Below are 23,872 nucleotides of genomic sequence, written 5' to 3' on the forward strand. Positions count from 1 at the left end.
AGTTTCAGTCACCCTTGGAGCATAGCGCCAGCGCTGGGCCTCTCATGTGGCGGGAGGTGCCCAGCGAGGTTTTATGCGGTCGGAAAAGTGCCCGGCAGCAAGATGTTGGTGTTGACGTTCTGGATGTCGGTGTGACCGCAAAAGGCCATCGTCACGTCCAACTCTTTGTGGATGATTTGCAGTGCTTTGGTCACGCCTTCTTCGCCCATGGCGCCCAGGCCATAGACCATGGCGCGGCCGATCATCACGCCCTTGGCACCCAGCGCCCAGGCTTTGAGCACGTCTTGGCCGCTGCGGATGCCTCCGTCCATCCAGACTTCGATTTGGTCGCCCACAGCCGCCACGATGGCTGGCAAGGCTTCGATGGAGCTGGGTGCGCCGTCGAGTTGGCGACCACCGTGGTTGCTCACAACTATCGCGTCGGCACCGCTGGCCACGGCCAACTTGGCGTCTTCCACGTCCATGATGCCCTTCAAGATCAGCTTGCCGCCCCATTGCTTTTTGACCCAGGCGATGTCTTCCCAGTTGAGCGTTGGGTCAAACTGTTCGTTGGTCCACGAGGCCAGCGACTTCATGTTGGTCACAGCTTTGACGTGTCCCACCAGGTTGCCAAAGGTGTGGCGTTTGGTGCCGGCCATCCCTAAGCACCAGCGCGGCTTGGTCATCAGGTTGATGATGTTGGCGATGGTGGGGCGGGGGGGCGCGGTCAGGCCGTTTTTCAGGTCTTTGTGGCGCTGGCCAATCACCTGCAAGTCGAGTGTGAGCACCATGGCGCTCACATTGGCGGCTTTGCAGCGGTCGATCATGCGGGCCATGGCCTCGCGGTCGCGCATCATGTACAGCTGAAACCAGAACGGCGCTTGCGTGTGGGCCGCGATGTCTTCGATGGAGCAGATGCTCATGGTCGACAGCGTGAAGGGGATGCCGAACTTCTTGGCGGCCATGGCGGCGTGCATTTCGCCGTCGGCGTGCTGCATGCCCGTGAGGCCCACGGGGGCAATACAAACGGGCATTTTGGTGTCGATGCCGACCATTTGGGTGGCCGTGGTGCGGTTTTCCATGTTCACCGCCACGCGCTGGCGCAGCTTGATCTTGTGGAAATCTGTCTCGTTGGCGCGGTAGGTGCCCTCGGTCCAGGAGCCGCTGTCGGCGTAGTCGTAGAACATGCGCGGCACGCGCTTTTCGGCCAGAACGCGCAGGTCTTCGATGTTGGTGATCACGGGCATGGGTTGTCTCCAGAGGGTTGGATGCGTAAGTCAGTGGCACCTATCGTATCGGCTGGCCGCACTGCAGGCTGTGAAACTTGGGACAGTGCGTTTGAAATTAATTTCTGAGCCCTCCGGCAGGGGATTCAGCCGTGCGGAGCAACCTTGACAAAGCCGCCGCCTTGAAAAATAGCTGCAGGGTCTTGGGTGTCGATGCTGGGCTGGCGGGCCTCGACGGCGTTCCTGAAAACGTCGGAGGAGTCGAGCGGTCGGTAACCAAGGTGCCTGGCGTGCGTGTTGTCCCACCAGGTGGTCTGGTTGTCCGACATGCCGTAGACGATGCTGTGGCCCACGATGGGCGCAGTGAGCGCGGCCACCACCAGGCGCTCCAAGTCGTCATGACTCAGCCAGGTGGCCAGCATGCGGCGGTCTTTGGGCTCGGGGGTGGAAGAGCCAATGCGGATGCTCACCGTCTCGATGCCCCAGCGGTCCCAGTACATCTGCGCCACGTCTTCGCCAAAGGCTTTGGACAGGCCATAAAACCCATCGGGCTTGGGGGGCATGCGGGTGTTGACGACTTCGTCTTGGCGGTAAAACCCCGTGACATGGTTGGAGCTGGCAAACACGATGCGTTTAACGCCCTTCAGGCGTGCCGCTTCATACAAATTGACCATGCCCGAAATATTGCCAGCCAAGATGGCGTCCCAGGGCTGTTCGGTGGACACACCACCCAAATGCACAACAGCGCTCACCTCGGTCAGCAAGGCCAGCACCTGGTCCTTGTCTTCCAGTGCCGTGATTTGCACCTCTTCGCCTTGGGTGGCAGGGCTCAGGTCGGCGCGGTCGCTCAGGCGCAGCACCTCGCAGTAGGCTTTGAGGCGCGGGCGCAGCTCGCGCCCCAGATAACCGGCGGCACCTGTGAGCAACAAGCGGTGAAAGCGCAGAGGCGACGCAGGCGTGGTCAACATGGCTGTGCTCAAGCCTTGAAGCGACTGGCCAAGGCGGTGGCGCTGTCGCGCAGCACGTTCTGGTCGGCACCCACGGCCACAAACAGGCAGCCTTGTTCGACATAGTGTTTGGCCAGGGCTTCGTCGCCGGTCAAGATGCCGGCCGCTTTGCCGCAGGCCTTGATGCGTGCGATGGATTCGTCAATGACCTGGAGCACCTCGGGGTGCTTGGGGTTGCCCAAGTGGCCCAGGGCCGCCGACAAATCGCCAGGGCCGATGAACACGCCGTCCACACCGTCGACGTTGGCGATGGCTTCCAGGTTGTCCAGCCCTTGCAGGGTCTCCACCTGCAGCAACACGCAAATTTCTTCGCTGCTGTGGTGGGCGTAGCCCTTGATGCGGCCATAGTGGCTGGCCCGGGGTGCACCCGCATAACCGCGCACGCCGTGGGGTGGGTAGCGGGTGTAGGACACGGCCTGGAGGGCTTCTTCTTCGGTTTGGATGTAGGGCACCAACAGGGTTTGTACGCCCACATCGAGCAAACGCTTGAAGGTCACCATGTCGTTCCACGGTGGGCGCACGATGGGCGTGGTGGGGCTGCCCTTCATGGCTTGCAACTGCGCCAAAATTTCGCTCAGGTCGTTGGGCGAATGCTCCATGTCCAGCAGCAGCCAGTCAAAACCGCAGTGCGCCAGAATTTCGGTGCTGATGTTGCTGCACAGGTGCGACCACAGGCCAATTTGCTTTTGGCCGGACTGGATGGCGTGTTTGAAATGGTTGATGGGCATGTCCATGGGGCTTGTCTCCGTGTTTGGCTTTGAGCGGTCAATCAGCTGCAGCTGACGCTGCCGCAACCCGACATGGTCACGTTTTTGATCGACGAGGGGTCGGCCAGGGTTTCGGTCACACTGTCAAAACCCACTGACTTGAGGTGCGCCGCCAGACCCGCGTCCATGCTGTTGGCGTGACCCGGAAACCACTCGGCCAGCGCTTCGGCCATGCGGGTGATGATGGTGGTGTCGCTGTCCAGGTAGTGGGCTTCGACCACGCGCATGGTCTCCAAAATGGTGGCGTGGTGTTCGGCGTGGCAGTTGTCGGCCGAAAACCCGGTGGCCAGCATCCAGCGCTCTTCTTGTGCGAAGTGCTCAACCGTGTGGTTCAAAAACGCCTTGTAAACCGGCAGCTGCTGGTCTTCGGGGGTGGCCAAAATCTGGTTGATCATGTCCACAAACTCCTGGTGCGTCTCGTCCATGCGGGCGTCGCCGGTGTGGAGCGAATCGGTCCAGGGCATGAGCGTGGGGGGTGTGGCGATTTCAGTGGCGGTGTGGGACATGGCTGAACAGTTGAAAAAGTGGATCAATCAGGCGGCTAATGGGCCAGCGCTTGATTATCACGCCACATCAGCAGCCCCCAAAGGGCAGGGGCCAAGTCAAGACGGTGGCCCTGTGCCGCCAGAGGGTGCGCAGGTGCATGGGGCATTGAAATGCCGTTAACCTCAGGGTTTTTTTTAGCGCTGAGTCAAAACCATGGATTCCGTCACACAAATACTGCTGGGGGCCTCTGTTGGTGTGGCCGTCATGGGGCGGCGCACGGCGCTTTGGAAGTCTGCACTGTGGGGTGGCGTGGCGGGTCTGTTGCCCGATTTGGATGTGTTGATCGACCACGGTGACCCGATCCTCAACATGATCCGACACCGTGCCGAAAGCCATGCCTTGCTGTTGCTGGCCTTGTGGGCCTTTCCCATGGCTTGGGGGGTTTGCCGCATCCACCGCCAGCCTCAGTTGTATGGGCGATGGTGGTGGGCCATCATGCTGGCGCTGGTCACGCACCCTTTGTTGGACCTGATGACCATTTATGGCACCCAGGTTTTTCAGCCATTCACCGATGAAGCCTATGGCCTGGGCAGCATATTCATTGTGGACCCTGCGTATTCATTGCCTTTGCTGTGGGGGGTGGTGGCGGCTTTGCGCATCAAGACGGTGGGGCGAGCTTTGGCCATCAATGGCTGGACCTTGGCTTTCAGCACGGCCTATTTGGTCTGGAGTGCACTGGGGCAAGCTGGGGTCGCACAACATGCCCGCCAGTCCTTGCAGGCACTGAATTTGCCCAGCGAGTCCCTGCTCGTGACACCCACACCTTTGAACACGCTGCTGTGGCGTGTGGTGGCCTTGGACGGTGATCAGTTTCATGAAGGTTTTTATTCATGGCTGGATGGCGATCGCGCCATCCGATTTGTGACCTACCCACGCGGTGGCGCTTTGGCTGCGCAAAACGCGGATCACCCGCAAATTCAGCGTTTGGCCAGGTTCACCGATGGGTTTTTCAAGGTCCACACCCAGGGCGATCGCTTGGTGGTGACCGATTTGCGAATGGGACAAGAGCCCGATTACGTTTTCGCATTCGACATTGGAGCGCCCTTGCAAAGTGGCCAAACCCCACCCCAGTCCGAGTCATTGAGCCGCCGCATGCGTGTGGCTGAGGGACTGACATGGCTGGGCCAGCGCATGTTGGGGCGCGACCTTCCTGCGCCAGGCACGGTCAACAACTGAGCCCAAAACTGCTTTGCATCGCCTTGCCTGTTTTTTGCGCACGGTGTGGCAGGGCGCATGGCATCAGGGTTTGCACGGATTCCCCTGCGTTTGTCCACAGCTTCATGCACAGAAGAAAGGGACAACTTGAGCAAGCCTGTCAGGCCACTTCCCTTGGCCCATAGGGCGGGTACTTGACCATGATGGCTGCAAAGAGCGCTGAACTTTCAAAAGCCGCCAGCCATGGCCTCAACGCGTGCCAAGGCTGCGCTGCAAACCAGGCAGGGTCGGTGTGGGCGTATTGACGCACAAAGGGCGCGATGGCGGCGTCAGCCAAGCTCCAGCGATCGCCGGCCAAAAAAAGCTGATGGCCAAGGCGTGCATCCAGTGTTTGCAGCCAAAGTGCCGCTTCATCGCGGTCGGCTGCACCGCTTTCCAGGCCTGATCGATTCGGGTATTTGTAGCGGTCCAGTTGTCGTTTGAAGGGGCCGTCGTTGTGTGCGATCAGGGTCCGGGCATCGGCCATGGCCTCATCCGAGGCGGGCAGCCAGCTCAGCGGATCGCGTTGGCCCAGCGCCCACAGCATGATGTCCAGGCTTTCTTCGAGCACCTTTTCGCCTGCCGTGCCGCGCAGCCACAAAACCGGCACGGTGCCTTTGGGTGACAGGGCCAGCATGTGGACAGGCTTGTTTTTCAGCACCACTTCACGGTGTTCATGCGCCAAGCCGCTGGCGTGCAGGGCCAGTCGGGCTCGCATGGCGTAGGGGCAGCGGCGAAACGAATACAGGACAGGCAGGGCAGTGTCAGACATGGGGGCAGTGTAAATGTCTGACGCCATTGCTTTTTGTGCGCCATGGCAAGCCCATCGCTGCCTTCCGAGTGGGTCTTGTGCAATCGCTCAGCGACTGTGCCAAGATAAGCCCCTTTTTATGGCTCGAATGAGGAGACATCCCTTGAACAACAACCTGATTGAAGACACACAAGCCTTGCTGGGCGGACACTTGGGAGACGCCGTGGCCACTCGCCGCACGGCTTTGAAAGCGGCTTTGGGCGTGGGCTATGCCGCCGCTGCCGTGCCGATCATGGCGCAAACAGCCATCAAAACCCCTGTCACGGGCCTGGTTTCGGGCGAAGTGACCATCGAGGTGAATGGGTTCAAGATGCCCGCCTACCGCAGTGCGCCTGCGGGCAAGACCGGTTTGCCGGTGGTGTTGGTGATCTCCGAAATTTTTGGGGTCCACGAGTACATTGCCGACGTCACGCGCCGCTTGGCCCAAGCCGGTTACTTGGCCATTGCGCCTGAGTTGTTTGTGCGCCAGGGCGACCCCAATGAATATGGCGAAATCGCCAAGCTGCAAGCCGAAATCATCTCCAAAGTGCCCGACGCGCAGGTCATGGGCGACCTGGACGCCTGTGTGGCCTGGGCAGCGGCCAACGGGGGCAACACCGACAAACTGGCCATCACGGGCTTTTGTTGGGGCGGTCGCATCACCTGGCTGTATGCGGCGCACCAGCCCAAACTGAAGGCGGGTGTGGCCTGGTATGGCCGCCTGGTGGGCAATGCCACGGCGCAAACGCCTGCTCACCCGCTGGCGTTGGTGGGCAGCCTGAAGGCCCCGGTGTTGGGCTTGTATGGCGCAGCCGACACGGGCATCCCCCTTGACACGGTGGATAAGATGAAATCGGAACTGGCTCAGGGGCCCGCAGCGGCCAAAGCCAGTGAGTTTGTGGTTTATCCTGAGGCTCCGCACGCTTTTCATGCCGACTACCGGGGCAGCTACCGCAAAGGACCCGCTGAAGACGGCTGGCAGCGTTTGCTGGCCTGGCTCAAACGCCATGGCGTGGCCTGATTTTTTGAACGCAGAGACCGCCCTTCGGGGCGGTTTCTAATGGGGTGCAGGGCACCTCGGGAAACATGATGACTTTATTGGCAATTTTGTTGGGCACTTTGGTGGCGGGCATTGGCAGCGTCTGGGTGGCGGCTTGGCTCAGTTTTGGCATTTTGAGCCGCTACACCCAGCACATGCTGAGCCTGGCCGCAGGGGCCTTGATGGCCACTTCGTTTTTGCACCTCTTGCCCGAGGCCTTTGAGAGTGAGGCTGGGGCGCACGAGCTGTTTTTGACCTTGTTGGTGGGCTTGGTCTTTTTCTTTTTGCTCGACAAGGCCGAACTTTGGCACCACGGACATGAACATGGCCACGACCATGGCCACGACCATGGCCACGACCATGGCCACGACCATGGACACGGTCATGGGCACGACCATGTGCACCACGCCGACCATGCCCATGCGCACAGCGCTCATGCCGACCAAGAGCCGCTTCGCGGGCAGTGGGCGGTGTTGGCAGGCGACAGCGTGCATTGTTTTGGTGACGGTATCCTGATCGCCTCGGCCTTCATTGCCGACATGCGTTTGGGCGTGATTGCCGCGCTGGCCGTGCTGGCCCACGAAATTCCTCACCACATGGGCGATTTGGCCGTGTTGCGCCAAGGCAGCAGCAGCCGCCAAGCGGCCATCCTCAAGGTCTCAATGGCCGGCGCCATCACCGCTTTGGGCGGTGCCGTGGGCTATGTGTTGGTCGATGCCCTGCACGACTGGCTGCCGTATTTTCTGGTGGTGGCCAGCAGCAGTTTTGTTTATGTGGCTTTGGCCGACCTGATCCCCCAACTGCAAAAACGCCTGTCTGCTCGCGAGACGGCCGCCCAGATCATCTGGCTGGGCTTGGGCATTGGCATGGTGGTGCTGGTCAGTGCCCTGGGGGGGCATCAGCACTGACTGGCGTCTTAGCCTTTGGCGCAGGGCAGGCCGGGCGTTCGGCACCATTCGCTCCAGCTGCCCGCATACAGGGCAGTGGGGCCAAATCCGGCCAATTCCATCGCAAACATATTGGGCACGGCAGTCACGCCGCTGCCGCAGTGGTGCACCACGGTGCTGGCCGGACGGCCCGCCAGCACTTGGTCCCACTCGGCTTTGAGCAAGTCAGGGTGTTTGAAGCGCCCATCGTCAGTGAAGTTTTCGGTGAATGGGCGGTTCAGCGCTCCGGGAATGTGGCCCGCCACCGGGTCCAGCGGCTCCACCTCTCCCCGGTAACGGGCACCTGCGCGTGCATCCACCACGGTTTGGGTGTCTTGACCCAGGGCGGTTGACACGGTGTCGGTCAGCACCAGTTGGCGCAGGGGGGCATTCAAGTTGAATTGAGCGGGGGTGGCTGGGGCTGTGGCTACTGGGCCTGAGTCCACCGCACCGCCAGCATTTTTCCAGGCTTGCAAGCCGCCGTCGAGGATGGCCACCGCGTCGTGCCCCAACCACTTGAGCATCCACCACAGCCGGCCGCAGTACTGGCTTTTGTTGCGGTCGTACACCACGATTTGCATGCCATTGTGAATGCCCAGACTGCCCAGCCATTGCGCCACGATCTCGCGCTGCGGCAAGGGGTGGCGACCGCCATTGACAGCTTGACCCGGGGTGTGTGTGCTCAGGTCCTTGTCCAAGTGGGCTGGCCAGGCACCTGCGATGCGTTCGCTGTCAAAAAAACCATCGGCCAGCTCGGGCTTCATCAAATCAAAGCTGCAGTCGAGCACGGCGCAGGGGCTTCCTTGCGCTTGCAGTTGTTGCAGTTCGGTGGCGGTGATCAACAAGGTGTGCATGAAAGTTCAGTCTCCGTTGGGGGTTGTCAATCCGGTGTGCGGGGCAGGGCCCGGTTGCGCAAAATGGTGGATGCGATGCCGCTGGCCATGATCAAGGCCATGCCCAGCCAGCCCATCAGGGCGATTTGGTCACCAAACAGCAGCAGGCCAAACAAGGCACCAAACACGATGCCCGAGTATTGCAAATTGGCCACCACCATCGTAGAGCCCCTGCTGTAGGCTTTGGTCATGCACAGCTGCCCCAATGCGGCCAGCACCCCCACAGGCAGCAGCCACAAGACGCTGGGCCAAAGCCAAGTGCTCATGCCGGTGATCAGCATCAAGGCGGCTCCGACCACGGTGGTGCCCACTGAAAAATAAAACACGGTGCGGGCTTCGGGCTCATGCAGTCGCCCCAGTGCAGCCACCTGGATATAGGCCAGGGCGGCAATCAGACCCGACAAGAGACCGACCACACCAGCCACCCACTGGTCTTGCTCGATGGTGGGGCGCAACAGCAAGACAACGCCTCCAAAACCGGCCAACACCGCCAAAACAATCGGGACTTGACGGCGGATTTCACGCAATTTCCCGCTCAGCAAGGTGCCACCCACCAAAAAAACCGCCACCCACACACCACTCATGTAGTTCAGGGTCATGGCGGTGGACAGCGGCAAATGGCCCAGCGCGTAAAACCAAGCCGCCAAGGACGTCACGCCCACCACCGAGCGCCAGACGTGCATCATGGGGATGGGGGTGCGCAAAGTGATGCCTTGCATGCGGCAGATCCAGGCCATGAAGACCACGCCAATCAAGCCCCGGAAAAAAACCAGTTCAAAGGTGTGGAAGTGCGCCGACGCATATTTGATGCAAACCCCCATCATTGAAAAAAACAACGACGCCAGGATCATCCAGGAGGCTTGCATCGGCGCTTTCAGCTCACAGCGTGCTCATTTGACGGCGATACCACTCGTGAAAGTGTTGCATGCCGTCTTCCATGGGGCTTTGGTAAGGGCCCACTTCGTTGTCGCCGCGTGCCAGCAGGGCTTTGCGGCCCGCGTCCATGCGCTCTGCAATCTCATCGTCCTCGATGCAGGTTTCCATGTAGGCCGCTTGCTGGGCTTCGACAAATTCACGCTCAAAGGCGACGATTTCTTCGGGGTAGTAGAACTCGACCATGTTCAGCGTCTTGGTCGGGCTGATGGGGTGCAGGGTCGACACGGTGAGCACATGCGGGTACCACTCGACCATGATGTGGGGGTAGTACGTCAGCCAGATGGCACCTCGCTCGGGCAGTTGGCCGTTGCGGTAGTGGAGCAACACCTCATGCCACTTTTTGTAAGCATCTGAGCCAGGCTGGCCAAAACCACCCGACACGCCCACGGTCTGAACCGAATAGTGTTCCTTGAACTCCCAGCTCAGGTCGTCGCAGGTGACGAACTGGCCGAGCCCCGGATGAAAGGGGCCGACATGGTAGTCCTCTAAATAAACCTCGATGAAGGTTTTCCAGTTGTAGTTGCACTCGTGCAGCTCGACCCGGTCGAGTGCGTAGCCTTCAAAGTTCAGTTGGGCTCTGGGGCCCATGCCGGCCAAATCGGCAGCGATGTAGCGGCCGTTGTCCTCGAACAAGAGGCCGTTCCATTCTTGCAACTTGTAGTTGTTCAAATTGAGGCAGGGATCGTGCCCAAAATGGGGGGCACCCAGCAACTCGCCTTTGGGCGAGTACGTCCAGCGGTGCAGCGGGCAGACGATGTTGCCGCCTGCGCTGCCTTTTTGCTGGGTCTGCAGGTTGCCCCGACCGTTGAGCATGATGGCCTGGCGGTGCCTGCACACATTGGAGACCAGCTCGACTCCGCCTTGGGCGTTGCGCACCAAAGCGCGACCTTGGGCCTCGTGGGGCAGGGCGTAGTAGTCACCCACATGGGGCACGGCCAGTTGGTGACCCACATAGCGTGGGCCTTGCTGGAAGAGGGTTTTCAATTCGCGCTGAAACAGCGCCTCATCGAAATAAGTTGAAACTGGTAGTTGGCTTGCGGCCTGCTGCAGTTGAAGACTTAAATCAGACATGGGTGACCTGACCTAGAGACTCCCCCTATGAAGGGGCAGGGACAAAGCGCTGAATTCAAGGAAAACGGCGCAAAAAAATGACAGGAAAATCCTGCCGATGAAGCCCGATTCTACCCCGGGGGGTCTGCGCTGCTGTGCATCAGGACACAGGCCGTGAAAATTCCGGTCTTTGTTCCCCTGAGCGACAGCACCCATCCCCCATTTTTGTCTTATGGGCTTGACATGGGTCACTGTCAGCTCCATCAAGGCTTAAGGCCTAAAATCGGGTTTTTTGCCGGAATACCCTCATGCCCAAGGCTGCCAAACCCGACCCCGCCGATACGGAGGCGGTCAACCTGCCTGCGAATTACGAAGCAGCTTTGTCGGAGCTGGAGTTGCTGGTTGGCCAGTTGGAGTCTGGGCAAATGCCTTTGGACCAGCTGTTGACGGGCTACCAGCGCGGCGCGGTGCTGTTGGCCTATTGCCGTGACAAACTCAAAGCCGTGGAAGACCAAATCCAGGTGCTGGACGGCGGACAACTCAAACCCTGGAGTGGCGCATGAGCCTGGACCTGAAAGCCTGGATGCAAGCGCATCTGGAACGAGTGGAGTCGGCTTTGTCGACTGGCATGGTGGCCGAGTCACCCGCTGCTTTGGGGCAGGCCATGCGCTACGCTGTGCTCGACGGCGGCAAGCGCCTGCGACCCTTGTTGGTGCTGGCCACCGCCGAGGCGGTGGGTGATGACCTGAGCAGTCCGGCTGCGTTCAATGCCGCCTGCGCCATCGAGTTGATCCATGCCTATTCTTTGGTGCATGACGACATGCCTTGCATGGACAACGATGTGCTGCGGCGCGGCAAACCCACGGTGCATGTGCAGTTTGGGCAGGCGCAAGCCCTGTTGGCGGGTGACGCATTGCAAACCCTGGCCTTCGAATTTTTGACCCCGCTGGACGGCCGTGTGCCTGCGGCAGTGCAAGCGGCCTGTGTGTCTTTGTTGGCCCGCGCTTCGGGCTACCAGGGCATGGCTGGGGGCCAGGCGATTGACCTGGCCAGTGTGGGCCAACGCCTGAGCGAAGACCAGTTGCGCCAGATGCACCGCCTCAAAACCGGGGCGCTGCTGCTGTGCAGCGTGCAGATGGGGGCGGCTTGTGTGCCTGGCGTATCCGCCTCGGTTCAGGCCGCTTTGTGTCGTTTTGGCGAGGCCTTGGGCCTGGCCTTTCAGGTGGTGGACGATGTGCTCGATGTGACGGCAGATTCGGCCACCTTGGGCAAAACTGCAGGCAAAGACGAAGCTGCCGACAAACCCACGTATGTGGCCCTCATGGGCTTGGAGGGTGCCAAAGCATTTGCCGACGCACTGGCCGCACAGGCCACCCAAGCCTTGACCGACACGGGCTTGCCTGAAGTTCGTTTGGCTGCTTTACGTGCCTTGACCGCCATGGTGGTAGAAAGAAACAACTGACATGTCCGATTTGCTCAAAAACATCGACACCCCGGCCGATCTGCGCCGCCTGCAGCGCACCGACTTGCCCCAGTTGGCCGACGAACTGCGCCACTGCGTGCTCGACAATGTCTCCAAAACCGGTGGGCACCTGAGCTCCAACCTGGGCACGGTGGAGTTGACAGTGGCTTTGCACTACGTCTTCAACACCCCCGAAGACCGCATTGTCTGGGACGTGGGGCACCAAACCTACCCGCACAAAATCCTCACGGGTCGACGCGATCGCATGCCCACGTTGCGTCAGTTTGGCGGCCTGTCGGGTTTTCCGCGCCGCGACGAGAGCGAATACGACACCTTTGGCACCGCGCACTCGTCCACCAGCATTTCGGCCGCTTTGGGCATGGCCGTGGCGGCCCGCCAAAAAGGCGAGTCGCGCCATTCGATTGCCGTGATTGGCGACGGCGCCATGACCGCAGGCATGGCCTTTGAGGCGCTGAACAACGCTGGCGTCGAAGAGTGCAAGCTGTTGGTGATCCTGAACGACAACGACATGTCGATCAGCCCACCCGTGGGGGCGCTCAACCGCTACCTCGCTCAGCTCATGAGCGGGCGTTTTTATTCGGCGGCCAAGGCCGGGGCCAAGAATGTGCTTAAAAACGCACCGCCCCTGTTTGAGCTGGCCAAGCGCCTGGAAGAGCACGCCAAGGGCATGGTCGTGCCCGCCACGCTGTTCGAAAAATTCGGCTTCAACTACATCGGCCCCATCGACGGGCACGACCTGGAGTCGCTGATTCCGACGCTGGAAAACATCAAGCACCTGGACGGCCCGCAGTTTTTGCATGTGGTGACCAAAAAGGGCCAAGGTTATGAAAAGGCCGAGGCCGACCCGGTGGCCTACCACGGCCCCGGCAAGTTCGACCCGAATGTGGGCCTGATGCCTGCGGCCACACCTTCTAAAACCACTTTCACCCAGGTGTTTGGCCAGTGGCTGTGCGACATGGCCGAGAAAGACATGCGCTTGGTGGGCATCACCCCCGCCATGCGCGAGGGCTCGGGCATGGTGGCTTTCCACCAGCGCTTTCCCAAACGCTATTACGACGTGGGCATTGCCGAGCAGCACGCCGTGACTTTTGCTGCGGGCATGGCCTGCGAAGGCCTCAAGCCTGTGGTGGCCATTTACTCCACATTCTTGCAACGCGGCTATGACCAGTTGATCCACGATGTGGCGCTGCAAAACCTGCCGGTGGTGTTCGCCTTGGACCGCGCGGGCCTGGTGGGTGCTGACGGGGCCACCCACGCGGGGGCTTACGACATCGCCTACATCCGCTGCATCCCCAACATGAGCCTGGCCTGCCCGGCCGATGAACGCGAATGCCGCCAGCTGCTGAGCACGGCTTATGCACAAAACCACCCGGTGGCGGTGCGCTACCCGCGCGGCGCAGGTGTGGGCACCGAGCCCGGGCGCGACCTGGACACCCTGCCTTTTGGCAAAGGCGAAGTGCGCCGCCAAGGCGAAAAGCTGGCCATCTTGGCCTTCGGCACCTTGTTGACCCCGGCCCTGCAGGCCGCTGAAAAGCTCAATGCCACCGTGGTCAACATGCGCTGGGTCAAACCACTGGATGTGGCGTTGTTGGCCCAAATCGCCCAAAGCCACGAGCGTTTGGTGACGGTGGAGGAGGGCTGCATCATGGGTGGCGCGGGCAGCGCTGTGGCCGAGGCCCTGCAGACCTTGCAGATCACCCGGCCCGTCTTGCACCTGGGCTTGCCCGACGTGTTCATTGAGCATGGCGACCCGGCCAAGCTTTTGTCCATGCAAGGGCTTGATGCGGCGGGCATAGAAAAGTCCATTGGTCAGCGTTGGCCTGCTTGAATTCAATTCAACAAGTTTTGAAAAGCTTTCAATTTTTGTTGTTGCTTCAACTTTGTTGAATTTCAATCCCCATTAAAAGGGTAAACCCCCCCATTTTTGGCTTGAACAGCTTCCTACAATACGCTTCGACTTGTGAGTCAACGCTCGGTTGTCCCGGGCGTGTCTTTAATTTTCAACAGGAGTCCATTCATGGATCGTCGTTCCGTCATTAAAAACGCTGGCATTGCCGGTATTTTGGCTGCGGGTGCTGCACCTGCCGTTCATGCTCAAGCCGCTTTGCGCTGGCGTCTGACCTCCAGCTTCCCCAAGGCGCTGGACACTTTGTTTGGTGTGAACGATGTGTTCGCAGCCAAGGTCAAAGAGATGACCGGCGGCAAATTCGAGATCACCACCCACGCGGCCGGTGAATTGGTGCCTGCTTTTGGCACCATTGACGCCACCAAAGACGGCACTGTGGAAATGTCCAACACCGCGCCTTACTATTACTTCGGCAAGGACGAAGTGTTTGCTTTGGGTTGCGCCATTCCTTTTGGCTTGAACAGCCGTCAAATGACAGCCTGGATGCTGCATGGCAATGGCATGAAGTTGATGCGCGAGCACTATAACAACTACAACATCGTCAACTTCGTGATGGGCAACACCGGCGCTCAAATGGGCGGCTGGTTCCGCAAGCCCATCAAGTCCTTGGCTGACTTCAAAGGCACCAAATTCCGCGTGGGCGGCTTTGCCGGCAAAGTCGTCGAGCGCATCGGTGGCGTGCCCCAAAACATCCCCGGCGGCGAGATTTACCAAGCCCTGGAAAAAGGCACGATCGATGCGGCCGAGTGGGTGGGTCCATACGACGACTTCAAGTTGGGCTTTTACAAAGTCGCTAAAAACTACGCTTACCCAGGTTGGTGGGAAGGTGGTCCTCAGCTGGACTTGCACATCAACAAAAAAGCCTATGACAGCTTGTCCAGCGAGTACAAAGCGATCATCGAAGCTGCCTCCAGTTTCGCAGCGACGGACATGCAAGCCCGCTATGACGCTCGCAACGCGGCCGCTCTCAAGAACTTGGTCGCTGGTGGTGCCAAGTTGTTCCCCTTCCCCAAGGACTTGATGGACGCAGCTTTCAAAGAATCCATGGCGCTGTACGACGAAATCGGTGCCAAAAACCCTGGTTGGAAAAAAATCTACGCCGATTACTCTGGATTCCGAAAAGAAGCCAATCAGTGGTTCCGTTTCACCGAAGCACGCTTCGACAGCTACATGCAATCGGCCAAGCTGTAATCCAGCCTGCAAGATCCGCATGACACAAGGCCCTTCGGGGCCTTTTGTTTTGAGTGATTCCAGCTCAGGGCCGCTGCATCAGGCGCAGTTCTTGCGCAGCACCTTGCCTGGGTGGCCGCTCAGAACGCAGCCTCCAGACTCAAGGGTTATCCCTGAAAACCAGGGGTTTTGAAAAGCGCTCACGGCAAGCGATAAAAATATCAAGCCGCCGATCAACCCTGAAAGCACGTTTGCAGGTTAACGCAGACTTACAATTGCGCCAGTTTTTCTGGAGGACAACATGTCTTTTTTCTTGTTGATTTCACGGGGCATTGACCGTTTGAATCAGGGTGTGGGCCTTTTCACCACTTGGTTGATTTTGGCCACCACTTTGATCAGCGCTGGCAACGCCATTGTGCGCAAGGCCTTCGATTTGAGCTCAAACGCGCTTTTGGAAATTCAGTGGTACCTGTTTGCCGCTGTGTTTTTGTTGGGTGCGGGTTATGGCTTGCTCAAGAACTCGCATGTGCGCATCGATTTCATTTCGGGGATGCTCAGCCCGCGCATGCGCAACTGGATTGATGTGGGCGGCATTGTGTTGGCCTTGTTCCCTTTTTGCGTCATTTGCATTTACCTGTCCTGGCCACTGTTCATGCAGGCTTACAACACGGGTGAAATGTCATCCAACGCGGGCGGCCTGATCCGCTGGCCTGTGTATGCGCTGGTGCCTGCTGGCTTTGCCTTGCTCATGCTGCAAGGCGTGTCGGAGTTGATCAAGCGTTTGGCCTTTTTGTTGGGGCAGGGCGAAGATGTTTTGTCGTCAGATGAAACGATGTCTGACGAACAAAAAGAACTCTTGGAACTTGAAAAGATTGCGCAACAACAAGCGCTGGGAGCACGTTGATGGAAGCGACATTTCTGGCACAAAACTTTGTGCCCATCATGTTTGGTGGCTTGTTGGTTTTGCTGTTGACAGGTTTTCCGGTGGCCTTCGCTTTGGCCGCTTGCGGTTTGGGCTTTGGCTTCATTGGCATGGAGGCGGGGCTTTTTCCGCCATCCTTGTTCCAAGCTTTGCCGCTGCGAATATTTGGCATCATGCAAAACGACACCTTGCTGGCCATTCCGTTTTTCACCTTCATGGGCATCATCTTGCAGAAATCCGGCATGGCCGAAGACCTGCTTGAAACCGTGGGTCAGGTGTTTGGACCGGTGCGCGGCGGTGTGGCCATCGCGGTGATTTTGGTCGGGGCCTTGCTGGCTGCGACCACGGGGGTGGTGGCCGCAGCGGTCATCTCCATGGGCCTGATCTCTTTGCCCATCATGCTGCGCTACGGTTACAGCCGGGTGATTGCCACAGGGGCCATCACAGCTTCTGGCACTTTGGCACAAGCCATTCCGCCTTCTTTGGTTTTGATTGTGCTGGCCGACCAGTTGGGTCGCTCGGTGGGCGACATGTATGCCGGTGCCTTGGTGCCGGGCTTGTTGCTGGTGGGTTTGTATGTGCTGTTCATCGTGGTGGTGGCGATTTTCAAGCCTGCCATGGTGCCGGCCTTGCCGCCAGAGGCCCGCATCTACCGCGAAGCCAATGGCAAATCGGGCCATGTGTCCTTGGCCTTTTTGTTGATTTTGTGCACCGTGGTGGGCTATGCCTGGGCCTCGGCACACGACAGCATCATGATGGCTTGGTTGGACCGCACCCAGGCAGCACCGGGTGACGAAGTGGTCATCATGTCCATGACGGTTGCTTCTTTGGTTGCTTTGGGTTTGGCCATTGTCAACCGCCTCACGGGCATGGGCTTGTTGTCCAAATTGGCCGAGCAGGTGACCTTTGTTCTGATGCCGCCCTTGATTTTGATTTTCCTGGTGTTGGGCACCATCTTTCTCGGTGTGGCCACGCCCACCGAGGGCGGGGCCATGGGGGCTTTGGGTGCTTTGATTCTGGCGATTGGCAAAGGCCGTCTGGGTAAGGCCCTTTTGAACCAAGCCTTGGAGAGCACCGCCAAGTTGGCTTCGTTTGTGCTGTTCATTCTCATCGGTTCGACCGTGTTCAGTTTCACGTTCAACGCGGCCGACGGGCACATCTGGGTCGAACACTTGTTTGTCGACATGCCGGGTGGCGCCATCGGTTTCCTGATCGTGGTGAACTTGCTGATTTTCATCTTGGGCTGTTTCATCGATTTCTTTGAGATCGCTTTCATCGTGATCCCGATCCTGGCGCCTGTGGCCGAAAAGATCTTGCCTGGCCTCGTGCCCGGCATGACACCTGACCAGGCCATGATCTGGTTTGGTGTGATCGTGGCGATGAACCTGCAGACCTCCTTCCTGACACCGCCCTTTGGTTTTGCCTTGTTCTACCTGCGCAGTGTTGCGCCCAAGAACGATTACAAAGACCGTGTCACCGGAGAGAACATCCGCGCGGTGACCACCACTGAGATCTACAAAGGCTCGATCGCATTCATCATCCTGCAGTTGATCATGGTGGCCGCCATCATCATGGTGCCGTCTTTGGTCACAGGTGGCCTGCAAGAAGGCGTCAAGATTGATGCGGATGCTGCTTTGGAGCAGATGCTGGAGAGTGAAAGTCAAACCCAGGATGAACAAGCTGATGATCTCAAGCCTGAAGGCGAAGAAGGTCAAGAGGATGATCCTGCTAAAGCCTTGGAAGCCGAAATGAAGGCTGAAAAGAAGTAAAGCAGGGTTGCGCCAACCTGATTCCACCCACAAGCCCGGTTCGCCGGGCTTTTTTTGTGGATGCATTTTGTCCGGACCATGGAGACGAGATGGCGCGGGTTCAACCTATGCAAACTTGTTCATAGTGGACTCCCCTCATGGCTTGAAGGGTGCTTGTCCCTTAGCATCCACACCGTTGTATGAATACCTTCTCCGACAGCGTCCATGCGGCGCTGCTTCTCGTCACCTCTCTTGATCCTGGCTTATGGGTGGTCGTCACCCGGTCTTTGGCCGTCAGTGCCACGGCCTGCCTGCTGGCCTATGGCGTGGGCGTGGCATTGGGGGCTTGGCTGGCGGTGTCGCGATTTCGCGGCAGGGGCGCTGTGCTGGTGGGCTTGAACACTTTGCTGGCGCTGCCTTCGGTGGTGGTGGGCTTGGTGGTGTATTTGCTGCTGTCGCGCACCGGGCCTTTGGGTTTTTTGGGCTGGATGTTCAGTTTCAAGGCCATGGTGCTGGCCCAGTTTATTTTGGTGGTGCCCGTGGTGGCCGCGCTCACGCGCCAGGTGGTTGAAGACGTGGAGCGCCAGCATGGCGAGCAGTGGGCCTCACTCGGCGCAGGGCCTTGGGTGCGCAGTTTGTTGCTGGCTTGGGATGAACGACTGGCCTTGCTCACCATTGGCGTCACCGCCTTTGGCCGCGCCATCTCGGAGGTGGGCGCGGTCATGATCGTGGGCGGCAACATCGACGGCTTCACGCGCGTCATGACCACCGCCATTGCCCTGGAGACCAGCAAAGGCGATTTGCCGCTGGCGCTGGGGTTGGGCATGGTTTTGCTGGCGGTGGTGCTGCTGCTCAATGCGCTGGTGGCGGGGCTGCGCCTGTGGGGTGAGCGGCGCTGCGCGCGATCCGCGCCAGAGGGTAGAACCACTGAGGTGCAGCCATGAGTGCCGCGCAGATTGGCTTGGACGCGGTGAGCGTGCAACTGGGGTCACAAGCAGCCTTGAAGAGCGTGAGCTTGCGCATCGAAGCGGGCGAGCGCGTGGCGCTGGTGGGAGCCAATGGCTCGGGCAAAAGCACTTTGCTGCGCACCCTGCATGGTCTGGTGCTGCCCTCGCAAGGCCAGGTTTTGCAAGTGCCGGGGGTGCGCCAGGCCATGCTGTTTCAAAGGCCGCATTTGTTGCGCCTGTCCGCCTTGAACAATGTCGCGCTGGGCTTGTGGCTGGACCGTGCACGCGGCCTGTCTTGGGCCGCTGCCAAGGCACTGGCACAACAGGCCTTGGAGCGCGTCGGTTTGTTGTCTGTGGAGCAGCAAAACGGCCGCCAGTTGTCGGGTGGGCAGCAGCAGCGCCTGGCCTTGGCCCGCGCTTGGGCACGCCAGCCCGATGTGCTGCTGCTGGACGAACCCACGGCCAGCCTGGACCCTCACGCCAAGCGCGAAGTCGAAGCCCTGATGGCCGAATTTGCCTGTGCCCCAGAACGGCCGCTGACCTTGGTCTGGGCCAGCCACAACCTGGGCCAAGTCAAGCGCTTGGCCACCCGCGTCATTTATCTGGAGTTCGGTCAAGTGATGGCCGACTTGCCCGTGGCCGATTTTTTCAACCCCGAACTGCTGGCCGAGTGCAGCCCAGCAGCCCATGCTTTTGTTCAAGGAGAACTTTCATGACCTTTCCATCTTCTATGACCCGTCGCGCTCTGGTGTGCGCGGTGTTGGCCACCACTTCGGTGTGGGCACAAGCCCAGTCCATCGTCATGTCGTCCACCACATCGACTGAGCAGTCAGGTTTGTTTGCGCACCTCTTGCCGGCCTTTAAAAAGGCCAGTGGCCTGGACGTGAAAGTGGTGGCCCTGGGCACAGGCCAGGCGCTGGACATGGCGCGGCGCGGTGATGCCGATGTGGTGTTTGTGCACGACCAAGTGGCCGAAGAAAAATTCGTGGCCGATGGCTTTGGCATCAAGCGCTTGCCGGTGATGTACAACGACTTTGTGCTGATCGGCCCCAAGGCCGACCCGGCAGCCACCAAGGGCAAAGACATTGTGGCGGCCTTGGCCAAGTTGTCGGCAGGCAATGCTGCCTTTGTGTCGCGCGGTGACAAGAGCGGCACACACGCGGCCGAACTGCGTTTTTGGAAGATGGCCAATCTAGCTGACAAAAAAGGCAGCGGCTACAAGGAATGCGGCTGCGGCATGGGCCCGGCTTTGAACATTGCGGCGTCTTCCGGCGGCTATGTGTTGGCCGACCGCGCCACTTGGCTGAACTTCAAAAACCGCGCCGATCTGGCCATTTTGGTGGAGGGTGACCAACGTCTGTTCAACCAATACGGCGTCATGGTGGTCAACCCGGCCAAACATGCGCACGTCAAACAGGCCGATGCGCAAAAGTTTGTGGACTGGATCACCTCGGCCGCTGGTCAGGGTGTGATTGCCGACTACAAAATCGGCGGCGAGCAGTTGTTTTTCCCGAACGCGGGGAAGTGATCTGACACTGGGTCAGCTTTTGGGCAAGCCGAGTTTGCGGTACACCGTGGCTCGGCTGATGCCCAAGGCCCGGGCCGCTTCGGCCACATTGCCTCGCGCCTGTTTGACGGCTTCGCGGATCATCTCGGTTTGTGCGTCTTTCAGGCCTTTGGGGACTTGGGCCATGGCCGCAATTGGGGGCTCGGGGTGCGCGGTGTGGGCACCATGGCCTGAAGGTGCGGCGTGAAAAGCCTGCGCCGAAGACCCTGCCAGCCAGGCCTGCGTTTGCAAGCGCAGCCCTGACCACAGGGGCAACTCTTGGGTCTGCGCTGCGCCTTTGCTGTTTCGCCGGGCCGCGTCGAACAGGTTTTCCCAAGCAGAGGCAAACACATCGCTGGCGTGCAAGGACTCGCCTTGCGGCGTGGGCGACAAAGACAACATTTGACGCGCGGTCGGGTTGGCACCCAAGATGTGGCCGTTGGGGCCCAAGGTGATCAAGCCGTCGCTGTCGTCGCCGGCTTGGTTGCCGGGCCAGTTCAGGCGCAGCACCAGCGCGTGTCCGGTGGACAGCAGCCAGCTGTTTTCGATGCTGCGGGCCGAGCGCCGCACCAGATGTTTCAGGGCCGGGCGTTCGGTGGTTTCGATGCCCGTCAGGTCCAGCATGCCCGCGCACAAGCCGTCAGGACCAAAAACCGGTGCCCCGGCGCAGCTGTAGACGCTGTTGTCCTGAAAAAAATGCTCACCCCGGTGGAGCCAGACCGGTTGCAGTTCGCTCAAGGCAGCACTGATGGACGTGGTGCCCACCGAGCGTTCTGACAGGTCCACGCCCACACGGGCAATGGCGTCGGCGCGGCGGTCTTGGCGGTCCACCGGGCCGTGCACATCGACCACGATGCCTTGTGCATTGGTCAAGATGGCGAAATAGCGGATGTCGGCAATCGCACGGGCCAGCTCCACCAGCACAGGCTGGGCCGCCTGCACCAGTGGGCGGCTGTTTTCTTGTACGCGGCGCATTTGCTGAGCCGAAACGGTGTCAAACCCTACGCTTTGCTGCGGCTGCAGGCCCATGGCCAGGCAGCGTTTCCAGGACTGGGTCAGCCAAGGTGACACACCTGCCAGCGATTCGCCGGGGCGCAAGTGGCCAGAGCGCCCCTGAAACACCAGATCACGGGCTTGTTCTATCCGCTGCAAGCGGTCGCTGTTGAGGGCAGTCAGGGGCATGTCAGATGTGTATCAAGCTGAGAATTTTTGCGTCAACCCTGTCAAACCTAGGGTTAATCCGTATCGGTTTACAGGTGTATGCGCCAACAATGGCTATGCATTCTGATTCATAAGCGCGAGCTTGACCAGCCCGCCAATTCACAGGAGATCCACATGCAGAAAGTCCTGCACATCAATCCGGACAAATGTACCGGCTGCTTGCAGTGCGAAATGGCCTGTTCTTTCGAGAACTACGGCACATACGCCACATCCAAGTCGCGCATCAAGGTGTTCGACTTCCACCACACCGGCAAAAAAGTGCCTTACACCTGCACCCAGTGCGATGAAGCCTGGTGCTTGCACGCCTGCCCAGTGGAAGCCATCACCGTGGACAAAGTCACGGGCGCCAAGGTGGTCAACGAGTCCACCTGCGTGGGTTGCAAGGTGTGCACCATCGCCTGCCCATTTGGCACGATCAACTATGTGCAAGAAACTGGCAAGGTGCAAAAGTGCGACCTGTGCGGTGGCGATCCAGCTTGCGCTGATGCCTGCCCCACCGGCGCCATCACCTTCGTCGATGCCAACTGGACTGGTATGGACAAAATGAAACAGTGGGCCGACAAGTTGGGCAATCAGCCCTCTGCGGCTTAAACCCCCCACCCTTAAGGAGCATCAACATGTCTTGGGCTGGAAAAATTCTCCGCGTCGACCTGACCGCGGGCACCGTCAAATCTGAACCTCTGAACATGGAATGGGCCAAGGCCTATCTGGGTTCACGCGGTCTGGGCAGCAAATACCTGATCAGCGAAGTCGACCCCAAAGTCGATCCGCTGTCGGCCGACAACAAAATCATCTGGGCCACCGGCCCGCTGACCGGCACCATGGCCTCTACCGGTGGCCGCTACACCGTCATCACCAAAGGCCCACTGACGGGCGCCATTGCCTGCTCCAACTCGGGTGGCTACTGGGGTGCCGAGCTGAAAATGGCCGGTTGGGACATGATCATTTTTGAAGGCGCATCGGCCAAGCCGGTGTACCTCTACATCAACGACGACGAAGTCGAGCTGCGTGACGCCGGTCACCTGTGGGGCCAAAGCGTCTGGAAGACCGAGGAAATCCTCAAGTCCAGCCTGCAAGACCCGCTGCTGCGCGTGTCCAGCATTGGCAAGGCCGGTGAAAACGGTGTGCTGTATGCCGCTGTGGTGAACGACCTGCACCGTGCGGCTGGCCGTTCGGGCGTGGGCACCGTCATGGGCAGCAAAAACCTCAAGGCCATCGCCGTGCGCGGCACGATTGGTGTGGGCAACGTGCAAAACCCCAAGGCCTTCATGGCGGCGACCAAGGCCGCCAAAAAGGTGCTGGCCGACAACGGCGTCACCGGCCAGGGCCTGCCTGCTTACGGCACTCAAGTGCTGATGAACGTGATCAACGAAGTCGGTGCTTTGCCTACCCGCAACCACCGCGACGTGCAATTCGAAAGCGCCAAGGACATCTCGGCTGAAGCCATGGTCACGCCCCGCGAGACCGACGGCAAAAAGCACCTGGTGACCAACCAAGCCTGCTTCGGTTGCACCATCGCCTGCGGCCGCATCAGCAAGATGGACGAGGGCCACTTCTCGGTCAAGAACAAGCCCGAATACTGGGGCGCATCGGGTGGTCTCGAATACGAAGCCGCTTGGGCGCTGGGTGCAGCCAACGGTGTGAAGGACCTCGAAGCCCTGCAATACGCCAACATGATTTGCAACGAAGAAGGCTTTGACCCGATCAGCTTCGGTGCCACCATTGGCGCCGTCATGGAGCTGTACGAAATGGGCGTGCTGACCAAAGAGCAAATTGGTGTGGACGCGCCTTTTGGCTCCGCCGAAGCCTTGTGCGAGTTTGTCGACATGACCGCCAAGGGCATTGGTTTTGGCAAGGAAATTGGCTTGGGCTCCAAGCGCCTGACCGCCAAGTACGGCCACCCCGACCTGTCCATGAGCGTCAAGGGCCAGGAATTCCCAGCCTATGACGGACGTGTGATCCAGGGCATTGGCCTGGCTTACGCCACGTCCAACCGTGGTGCCTGCCACCTGCGTGGTTACACCATCGCTTCTGAAGTGCTGGGCATCCCGGTCAAGACCGAGCCTACCGAGCACGAAGGCAAGCCAGAACTGGTCAAGGCTTTCCAGGACGCGACTGCTGCGTTTGACTCGGCCGGTATTTGCGTTTTCACCAGCTTCGCCTGGACCCTGGCCGACGTGGCCCCCCAAGTGCAAGCCGCATGCGGCGAAGAGTTCACCATGGAACACTTGGCCCACATTGGTGAGCGCATCTGGAACATGGAGCGCGAGTTCAACAACGCCGCAGGCTTCACCAAGGCCGACGACAACCTGCCCAAGCGCCTGATGACCGAAGCCGCCAAAACCGGCCCCGGCAAAGGCATGGTCAGCAAGTTGGACGAGATGCTGCCCAAGTACTACGACGCGCGTGGCTGGGACGGCGAAGGCCGACCCACATCGGCCACCCGGGAACGTCTGGGACTTTGACGGTCATTGCCCACAGGGCGTGGTCATGTCGTCAAACCCATGGTCCCGCTTGGTGAGGCTTGAATGAAATGCGCAGCGGCCTTCAATGGCCGCTGCCTGCTTTTGGAGAAA

23 protein-coding genes are annotated in these 23,872 nt (G+C 59.7%); 14 read left to right on the top strand and 9 right to left on the bottom strand.

Features of this window, described 5'->3' with window-relative positions; translation table 11 throughout:
- Positions 1-71 precede the first annotated feature (71 nt).
- The 4 genes from B9Z48_RS03900 to B9Z48_RS03915 all read right to left on the bottom strand — a co-directional run bounded on the left by B9Z48_RS03900 (position 72) and on the right by B9Z48_RS03915 (position 3,485).
- Positions 72-1,226, bottom strand: a complete 1,155-nt coding sequence (locus tag B9Z48_RS03900) for an alpha-hydroxy acid oxidase (protein WP_089954708.1) — start codon at positions 1,224-1,226, stop codon at positions 72-74.
- A gap of 125 nt (positions 1,227-1,351) precedes the next feature.
- The gene (locus tag B9Z48_RS03905; RefSeq protein WP_089954703.1) at positions 1,352-2,173 is read right to left on the bottom strand and encodes an NAD(P)-dependent oxidoreductase; all 822 of its coding nucleotides are present in this window, start codon (positions 2,171-2,173) and stop codon (positions 1,352-1,354) included.
- 8 nt (positions 2,174-2,181) lie between these two features.
- The gene (locus tag B9Z48_RS03910; RefSeq protein WP_089954700.1) at positions 2,182-2,946 is read right to left on the bottom strand and encodes an HpcH/HpaI aldolase/citrate lyase family protein; all 765 of its coding nucleotides are present in this window, start codon (positions 2,944-2,946) and stop codon (positions 2,182-2,184) included.
- A gap of 35 nt (positions 2,947-2,981) precedes the next feature.
- Complete coding sequence (locus tag B9Z48_RS03915) at positions 2,982-3,485, bottom strand: bacteriohemerythrin (protein ID WP_108377220.1); 504 nt, start codon at positions 3,483-3,485, stop codon at positions 2,982-2,984.
- 193 nt (positions 3,486-3,678) lie between these two features.
- Between B9Z48_RS03915 and B9Z48_RS03920 the strand changes: the two genes are divergently transcribed.
- Complete coding sequence (locus tag B9Z48_RS03920; RefSeq protein WP_108377221.1) at positions 3,679-4,701, top strand: metal-dependent hydrolase; 1,023 nt, start codon at positions 3,679-3,681, stop codon at positions 4,699-4,701.
- A gap of 139 nt (positions 4,702-4,840) precedes the next feature.
- On the opposite strand, the gene B9Z48_RS03925 is transcribed toward B9Z48_RS03920, so the two are convergent.
- Positions 4,841-5,491 (bottom strand): glutathione S-transferase, encoded by a 651-nt coding sequence (locus tag B9Z48_RS03925; protein WP_089955293.1) that lies wholly within the window; start codon positions 5,489-5,491, stop codon positions 4,841-4,843.
- A 127-nt stretch (positions 5,492-5,618) separates the two neighbouring features.
- Here B9Z48_RS03925 and B9Z48_RS03930 point away from each other — a divergent pair, with 127 nt between their 5' ends.
- On the top strand, positions 5,619-6,530 hold the full coding sequence (locus tag B9Z48_RS03930; RefSeq protein WP_089954687.1) for a dienelactone hydrolase family protein: 912 nt from the start codon (positions 5,619-5,621) through the stop codon (positions 6,528-6,530).
- Positions 6,531-6,598: 68 nt separating this feature from the next.
- A complete protein-coding gene (locus B9Z48_RS03935) occupies positions 6,599-7,456 on the top strand; it encodes a ZIP family metal transporter (protein WP_108377424.1) in 858 nt (285 codons plus the stop codon).
- Positions 7,457-7,464: 8 nt separating this feature from the next.
- On the opposite strand, the gene B9Z48_RS03940 is transcribed toward B9Z48_RS03935, so the two are convergent.
- Genes B9Z48_RS03940 through B9Z48_RS03950 form a run of 3 tightly spaced genes read right to left on the bottom strand, consistent with a single transcriptional unit; the run spans position 7,465 to position 10,374 of the window.
- Complete coding sequence (locus tag B9Z48_RS03940; RefSeq protein ID WP_108377222.1) at positions 7,465-8,328, bottom strand: sulfurtransferase; 864 nt, start codon at positions 8,326-8,328, stop codon at positions 7,465-7,467.
- 26 nt (positions 8,329-8,354) lie between these two features.
- Positions 8,355-9,233: a DMT family transporter gene (locus B9Z48_RS03945; protein ID WP_108377223.1), complete on the bottom strand. Its 879-nt coding sequence runs from the start codon at positions 9,231-9,233 to the stop codon at positions 8,355-8,357.
- Between the two features lie 13 nt (positions 9,234-9,246).
- Complete coding sequence (locus B9Z48_RS03950; protein ID WP_108377224.1) at positions 9,247-10,374, bottom strand: aromatic ring-hydroxylating dioxygenase subunit alpha; 1,128 nt, start codon at positions 10,372-10,374, stop codon at positions 9,247-9,249.
- Positions 10,375-10,661: 287 nt separating this feature from the next.
- On the opposite strand from B9Z48_RS03950, the gene B9Z48_RS03960 reads away from it, so the two are divergent.
- The 9 genes from B9Z48_RS03960 (at position 10,662) to B9Z48_RS04000 (ending at position 20,057) form a co-directional block, all read left to right on the top strand.
- The gene (locus B9Z48_RS03960) at positions 10,662-10,916 is read left to right on the top strand and encodes an exodeoxyribonuclease VII small subunit (RefSeq protein ID WP_089954668.1); all 255 of its coding nucleotides are present in this window, start codon (positions 10,662-10,664) and stop codon (positions 10,914-10,916) included.
- Positions 10,913-11,815: a polyprenyl synthetase family protein gene (locus tag B9Z48_RS03965; protein ID WP_108377226.1), complete on the top strand. Its 903-nt coding sequence runs from the start codon at positions 10,913-10,915 to the stop codon at positions 11,813-11,815. Before B9Z48_RS03960 ends, B9Z48_RS03965 begins: the two co-directional genes overlap by 4 nt.
- Position 11,816: 1 nt before the next feature.
- Positions 11,817-13,664 (top strand): 1-deoxy-D-xylulose-5-phosphate synthase, encoded by a 1,848-nt coding sequence (dxs, locus tag B9Z48_RS03970; RefSeq protein WP_089954660.1) that lies wholly within the window; start codon positions 11,817-11,819, stop codon positions 13,662-13,664.
- A 189-nt stretch (positions 13,665-13,853) separates the two neighbouring features.
- Complete coding sequence (locus B9Z48_RS03975) at positions 13,854-14,933, top strand: TRAP transporter substrate-binding protein (protein WP_108377227.1); 1,080 nt, start codon at positions 13,854-13,856, stop codon at positions 14,931-14,933.
- Between the two features lie 280 nt (positions 14,934-15,213).
- Positions 15,214-15,816 (top strand): TRAP transporter small permease subunit, encoded by a 603-nt coding sequence (locus B9Z48_RS03980; RefSeq protein ID WP_108377228.1) that lies wholly within the window; start codon positions 15,214-15,216, stop codon positions 15,814-15,816.
- Positions 15,816-17,603 carry a TRAP transporter large permease subunit gene (locus B9Z48_RS03985; protein ID WP_108377229.1) on the top strand — a complete coding sequence of 596 codons (1,788 nt, stop codon included), beginning with the start codon at positions 15,816-15,818 and terminating at the stop codon, positions 17,601-17,603. Before B9Z48_RS03980 ends, B9Z48_RS03985 begins: the two co-directional genes overlap by 1 nt.
- 179 nt (positions 17,604-17,782) lie before the next feature.
- The gene (locus tag B9Z48_RS03990) at positions 17,783-18,526 is read left to right on the top strand and encodes an ABC transporter permease (protein WP_108377230.1); all 744 of its coding nucleotides are present in this window, start codon (positions 17,783-17,785) and stop codon (positions 18,524-18,526) included.
- A complete protein-coding gene (locus B9Z48_RS03995; protein ID WP_108377231.1) occupies positions 18,523-19,245 on the top strand; it encodes an ATP-binding cassette domain-containing protein in 723 nt (240 codons plus the stop codon). The genes B9Z48_RS03990 and B9Z48_RS03995 overlap by 4 nt, the downstream gene beginning before the upstream one ends.
- Complete coding sequence (locus tag B9Z48_RS04000) at positions 19,242-20,057, top strand: substrate-binding domain-containing protein (RefSeq protein ID WP_108377232.1); 816 nt, start codon at positions 19,242-19,244, stop codon at positions 20,055-20,057. Before B9Z48_RS03995 ends, B9Z48_RS04000 begins: the two co-directional genes overlap by 4 nt.
- 12 nt (positions 20,058-20,069) lie before the next feature.
- Here B9Z48_RS04000 and B9Z48_RS04005 read toward each other — a convergent pair whose 3' ends face one another.
- Positions 20,070-21,257, bottom strand: coding sequence for a sigma-54-dependent Fis family transcriptional regulator (locus B9Z48_RS04005; protein ID WP_108377233.1), 1,188 nt, complete (start codon positions 21,255-21,257; stop codon positions 20,070-20,072).
- Positions 21,258-21,410: 153 nt separating this feature from the next.
- Between B9Z48_RS04005 and B9Z48_RS04010 the strand changes: the two genes are divergently transcribed.
- A complete protein-coding gene (locus tag B9Z48_RS04010) occupies positions 21,411-21,887 on the top strand; it encodes a 4Fe-4S dicluster domain-containing protein (protein ID WP_089954622.1) in 477 nt (158 codons plus the stop codon).
- A gap of 26 nt (positions 21,888-21,913) precedes the next feature.
- Positions 21,914-23,761: an aldehyde ferredoxin oxidoreductase family protein gene (locus B9Z48_RS04015; RefSeq protein ID WP_089954619.1), complete on the top strand. Its 1,848-nt coding sequence runs from the start codon at positions 21,914-21,916 to the stop codon at positions 23,759-23,761.
- The last annotated feature ends 111 nt before the right edge of the window (positions 23,762-23,872 follow it).

Source organism: Limnohabitans sp. WS1 (assembly GCF_003063265.1).
Lineage (GTDB): Bacteria > Pseudomonadota > Gammaproteobacteria > Burkholderiales > Burkholderiaceae_C > Limnohabitans_A.

What these genes read in the sequence shown, in the direction of transcription:
- B9Z48_RS04015 (WP_089954619.1), top strand. Translation starts at nt 21,914, where the DNA reads ATGTCTTGGGCTGGAAAAATTCTCCGCGTCGACCTGACCGCGGGCACC.
- B9Z48_RS03930 (WP_089954687.1), top strand. Translation starts at nt 5,619, where the DNA reads ATGAGGAGACATCCCTTGAACAACAACCTGATTGAAGACACACAAGCC.
- B9Z48_RS03900 (WP_089954708.1), bottom strand. Translation starts at nt 1,226, where the DNA reads ATGCCCGTGATCACCAACATCGAAGACCTGCGCGTTCTGGCCGAAAAG.
- B9Z48_RS03915 (WP_108377220.1), bottom strand. Translation starts at nt 3,485, where the DNA reads ATGTCCCACACCGCCACTGAAATCGCCACACCCCCCACGCTCATGCCC.
- B9Z48_RS03965 (WP_108377226.1), top strand. Translation starts at nt 10,913, where the DNA reads ATGAGCCTGGACCTGAAAGCCTGGATGCAAGCGCATCTGGAACGAGTG.
- B9Z48_RS03990 (WP_108377230.1), top strand. Translation starts at nt 17,783, where the DNA reads ATGAATACCTTCTCCGACAGCGTCCATGCGGCGCTGCTTCTCGTCACC.
- B9Z48_RS03985 (WP_108377229.1), top strand. Translation starts at nt 15,816, where the DNA reads ATGGAAGCGACATTTCTGGCACAAAACTTTGTGCCCATCATGTTTGGT.
- B9Z48_RS03905 (WP_089954703.1), bottom strand. Translation starts at nt 2,173, where the DNA reads ATGTTGACCACGCCTGCGTCGCCTCTGCGCTTTCACCGCTTGTTGCTC.
- B9Z48_RS03980 (WP_108377228.1), top strand. Translation starts at nt 15,214, where the DNA reads ATGTCTTTTTTCTTGTTGATTTCACGGGGCATTGACCGTTTGAATCAG.
- B9Z48_RS03935 (WP_108377424.1), top strand. Translation starts at nt 6,599, where the DNA reads ATGACTTTATTGGCAATTTTGTTGGGCACTTTGGTGGCGGGCATTGGC.
- B9Z48_RS03995 (WP_108377231.1), top strand. Translation starts at nt 18,523, where the DNA reads ATGAGTGCCGCGCAGATTGGCTTGGACGCGGTGAGCGTGCAACTGGGG.
- B9Z48_RS03950 (WP_108377224.1), bottom strand. Translation starts at nt 10,374, where the DNA reads ATGTCTGATTTAAGTCTTCAACTGCAGCAGGCCGCAAGCCAACTACCA.
- B9Z48_RS03940 (WP_108377222.1), bottom strand. Translation starts at nt 8,328, where the DNA reads ATGCACACCTTGTTGATCACCGCCACCGAACTGCAACAACTGCAAGCG.
- B9Z48_RS04000 (WP_108377232.1), top strand. Translation starts at nt 19,242, where the DNA reads ATGACCTTTCCATCTTCTATGACCCGTCGCGCTCTGGTGTGCGCGGTG.
- dxs (WP_089954660.1), top strand. Translation starts at nt 11,817, where the DNA reads ATGTCCGATTTGCTCAAAAACATCGACACCCCGGCCGATCTGCGCCGC.
- B9Z48_RS03910 (WP_089954700.1), bottom strand. Translation starts at nt 2,946, where the DNA reads ATGGACATGCCCATCAACCATTTCAAACACGCCATCCAGTCCGGCCAA.
- B9Z48_RS03960 (WP_089954668.1), top strand. Translation starts at nt 10,662, where the DNA reads ATGCCCAAGGCTGCCAAACCCGACCCCGCCGATACGGAGGCGGTCAAC.
- B9Z48_RS03925 (WP_089955293.1), bottom strand. Translation starts at nt 5,491, where the DNA reads ATGTCTGACACTGCCCTGCCTGTCCTGTATTCGTTTCGCCGCTGCCCC.
- B9Z48_RS04005 (WP_108377233.1), bottom strand. Translation starts at nt 21,257, where the DNA reads ATGCCCCTGACTGCCCTCAACAGCGACCGCTTGCAGCGGATAGAACAA.
- B9Z48_RS03945 (WP_108377223.1), bottom strand. Translation starts at nt 9,233, where the DNA reads ATGCAAGCCTCCTGGATGATCCTGGCGTCGTTGTTTTTTTCAATGATG.
- B9Z48_RS04010 (WP_089954622.1), top strand. Translation starts at nt 21,411, where the DNA reads ATGCAGAAAGTCCTGCACATCAATCCGGACAAATGTACCGGCTGCTTG.
- B9Z48_RS03920 (WP_108377221.1), top strand. Translation starts at nt 3,679, where the DNA reads ATGGATTCCGTCACACAAATACTGCTGGGGGCCTCTGTTGGTGTGGCC.
- B9Z48_RS03975 (WP_108377227.1), top strand. Translation starts at nt 13,854, where the DNA reads ATGGATCGTCGTTCCGTCATTAAAAACGCTGGCATTGCCGGTATTTTG.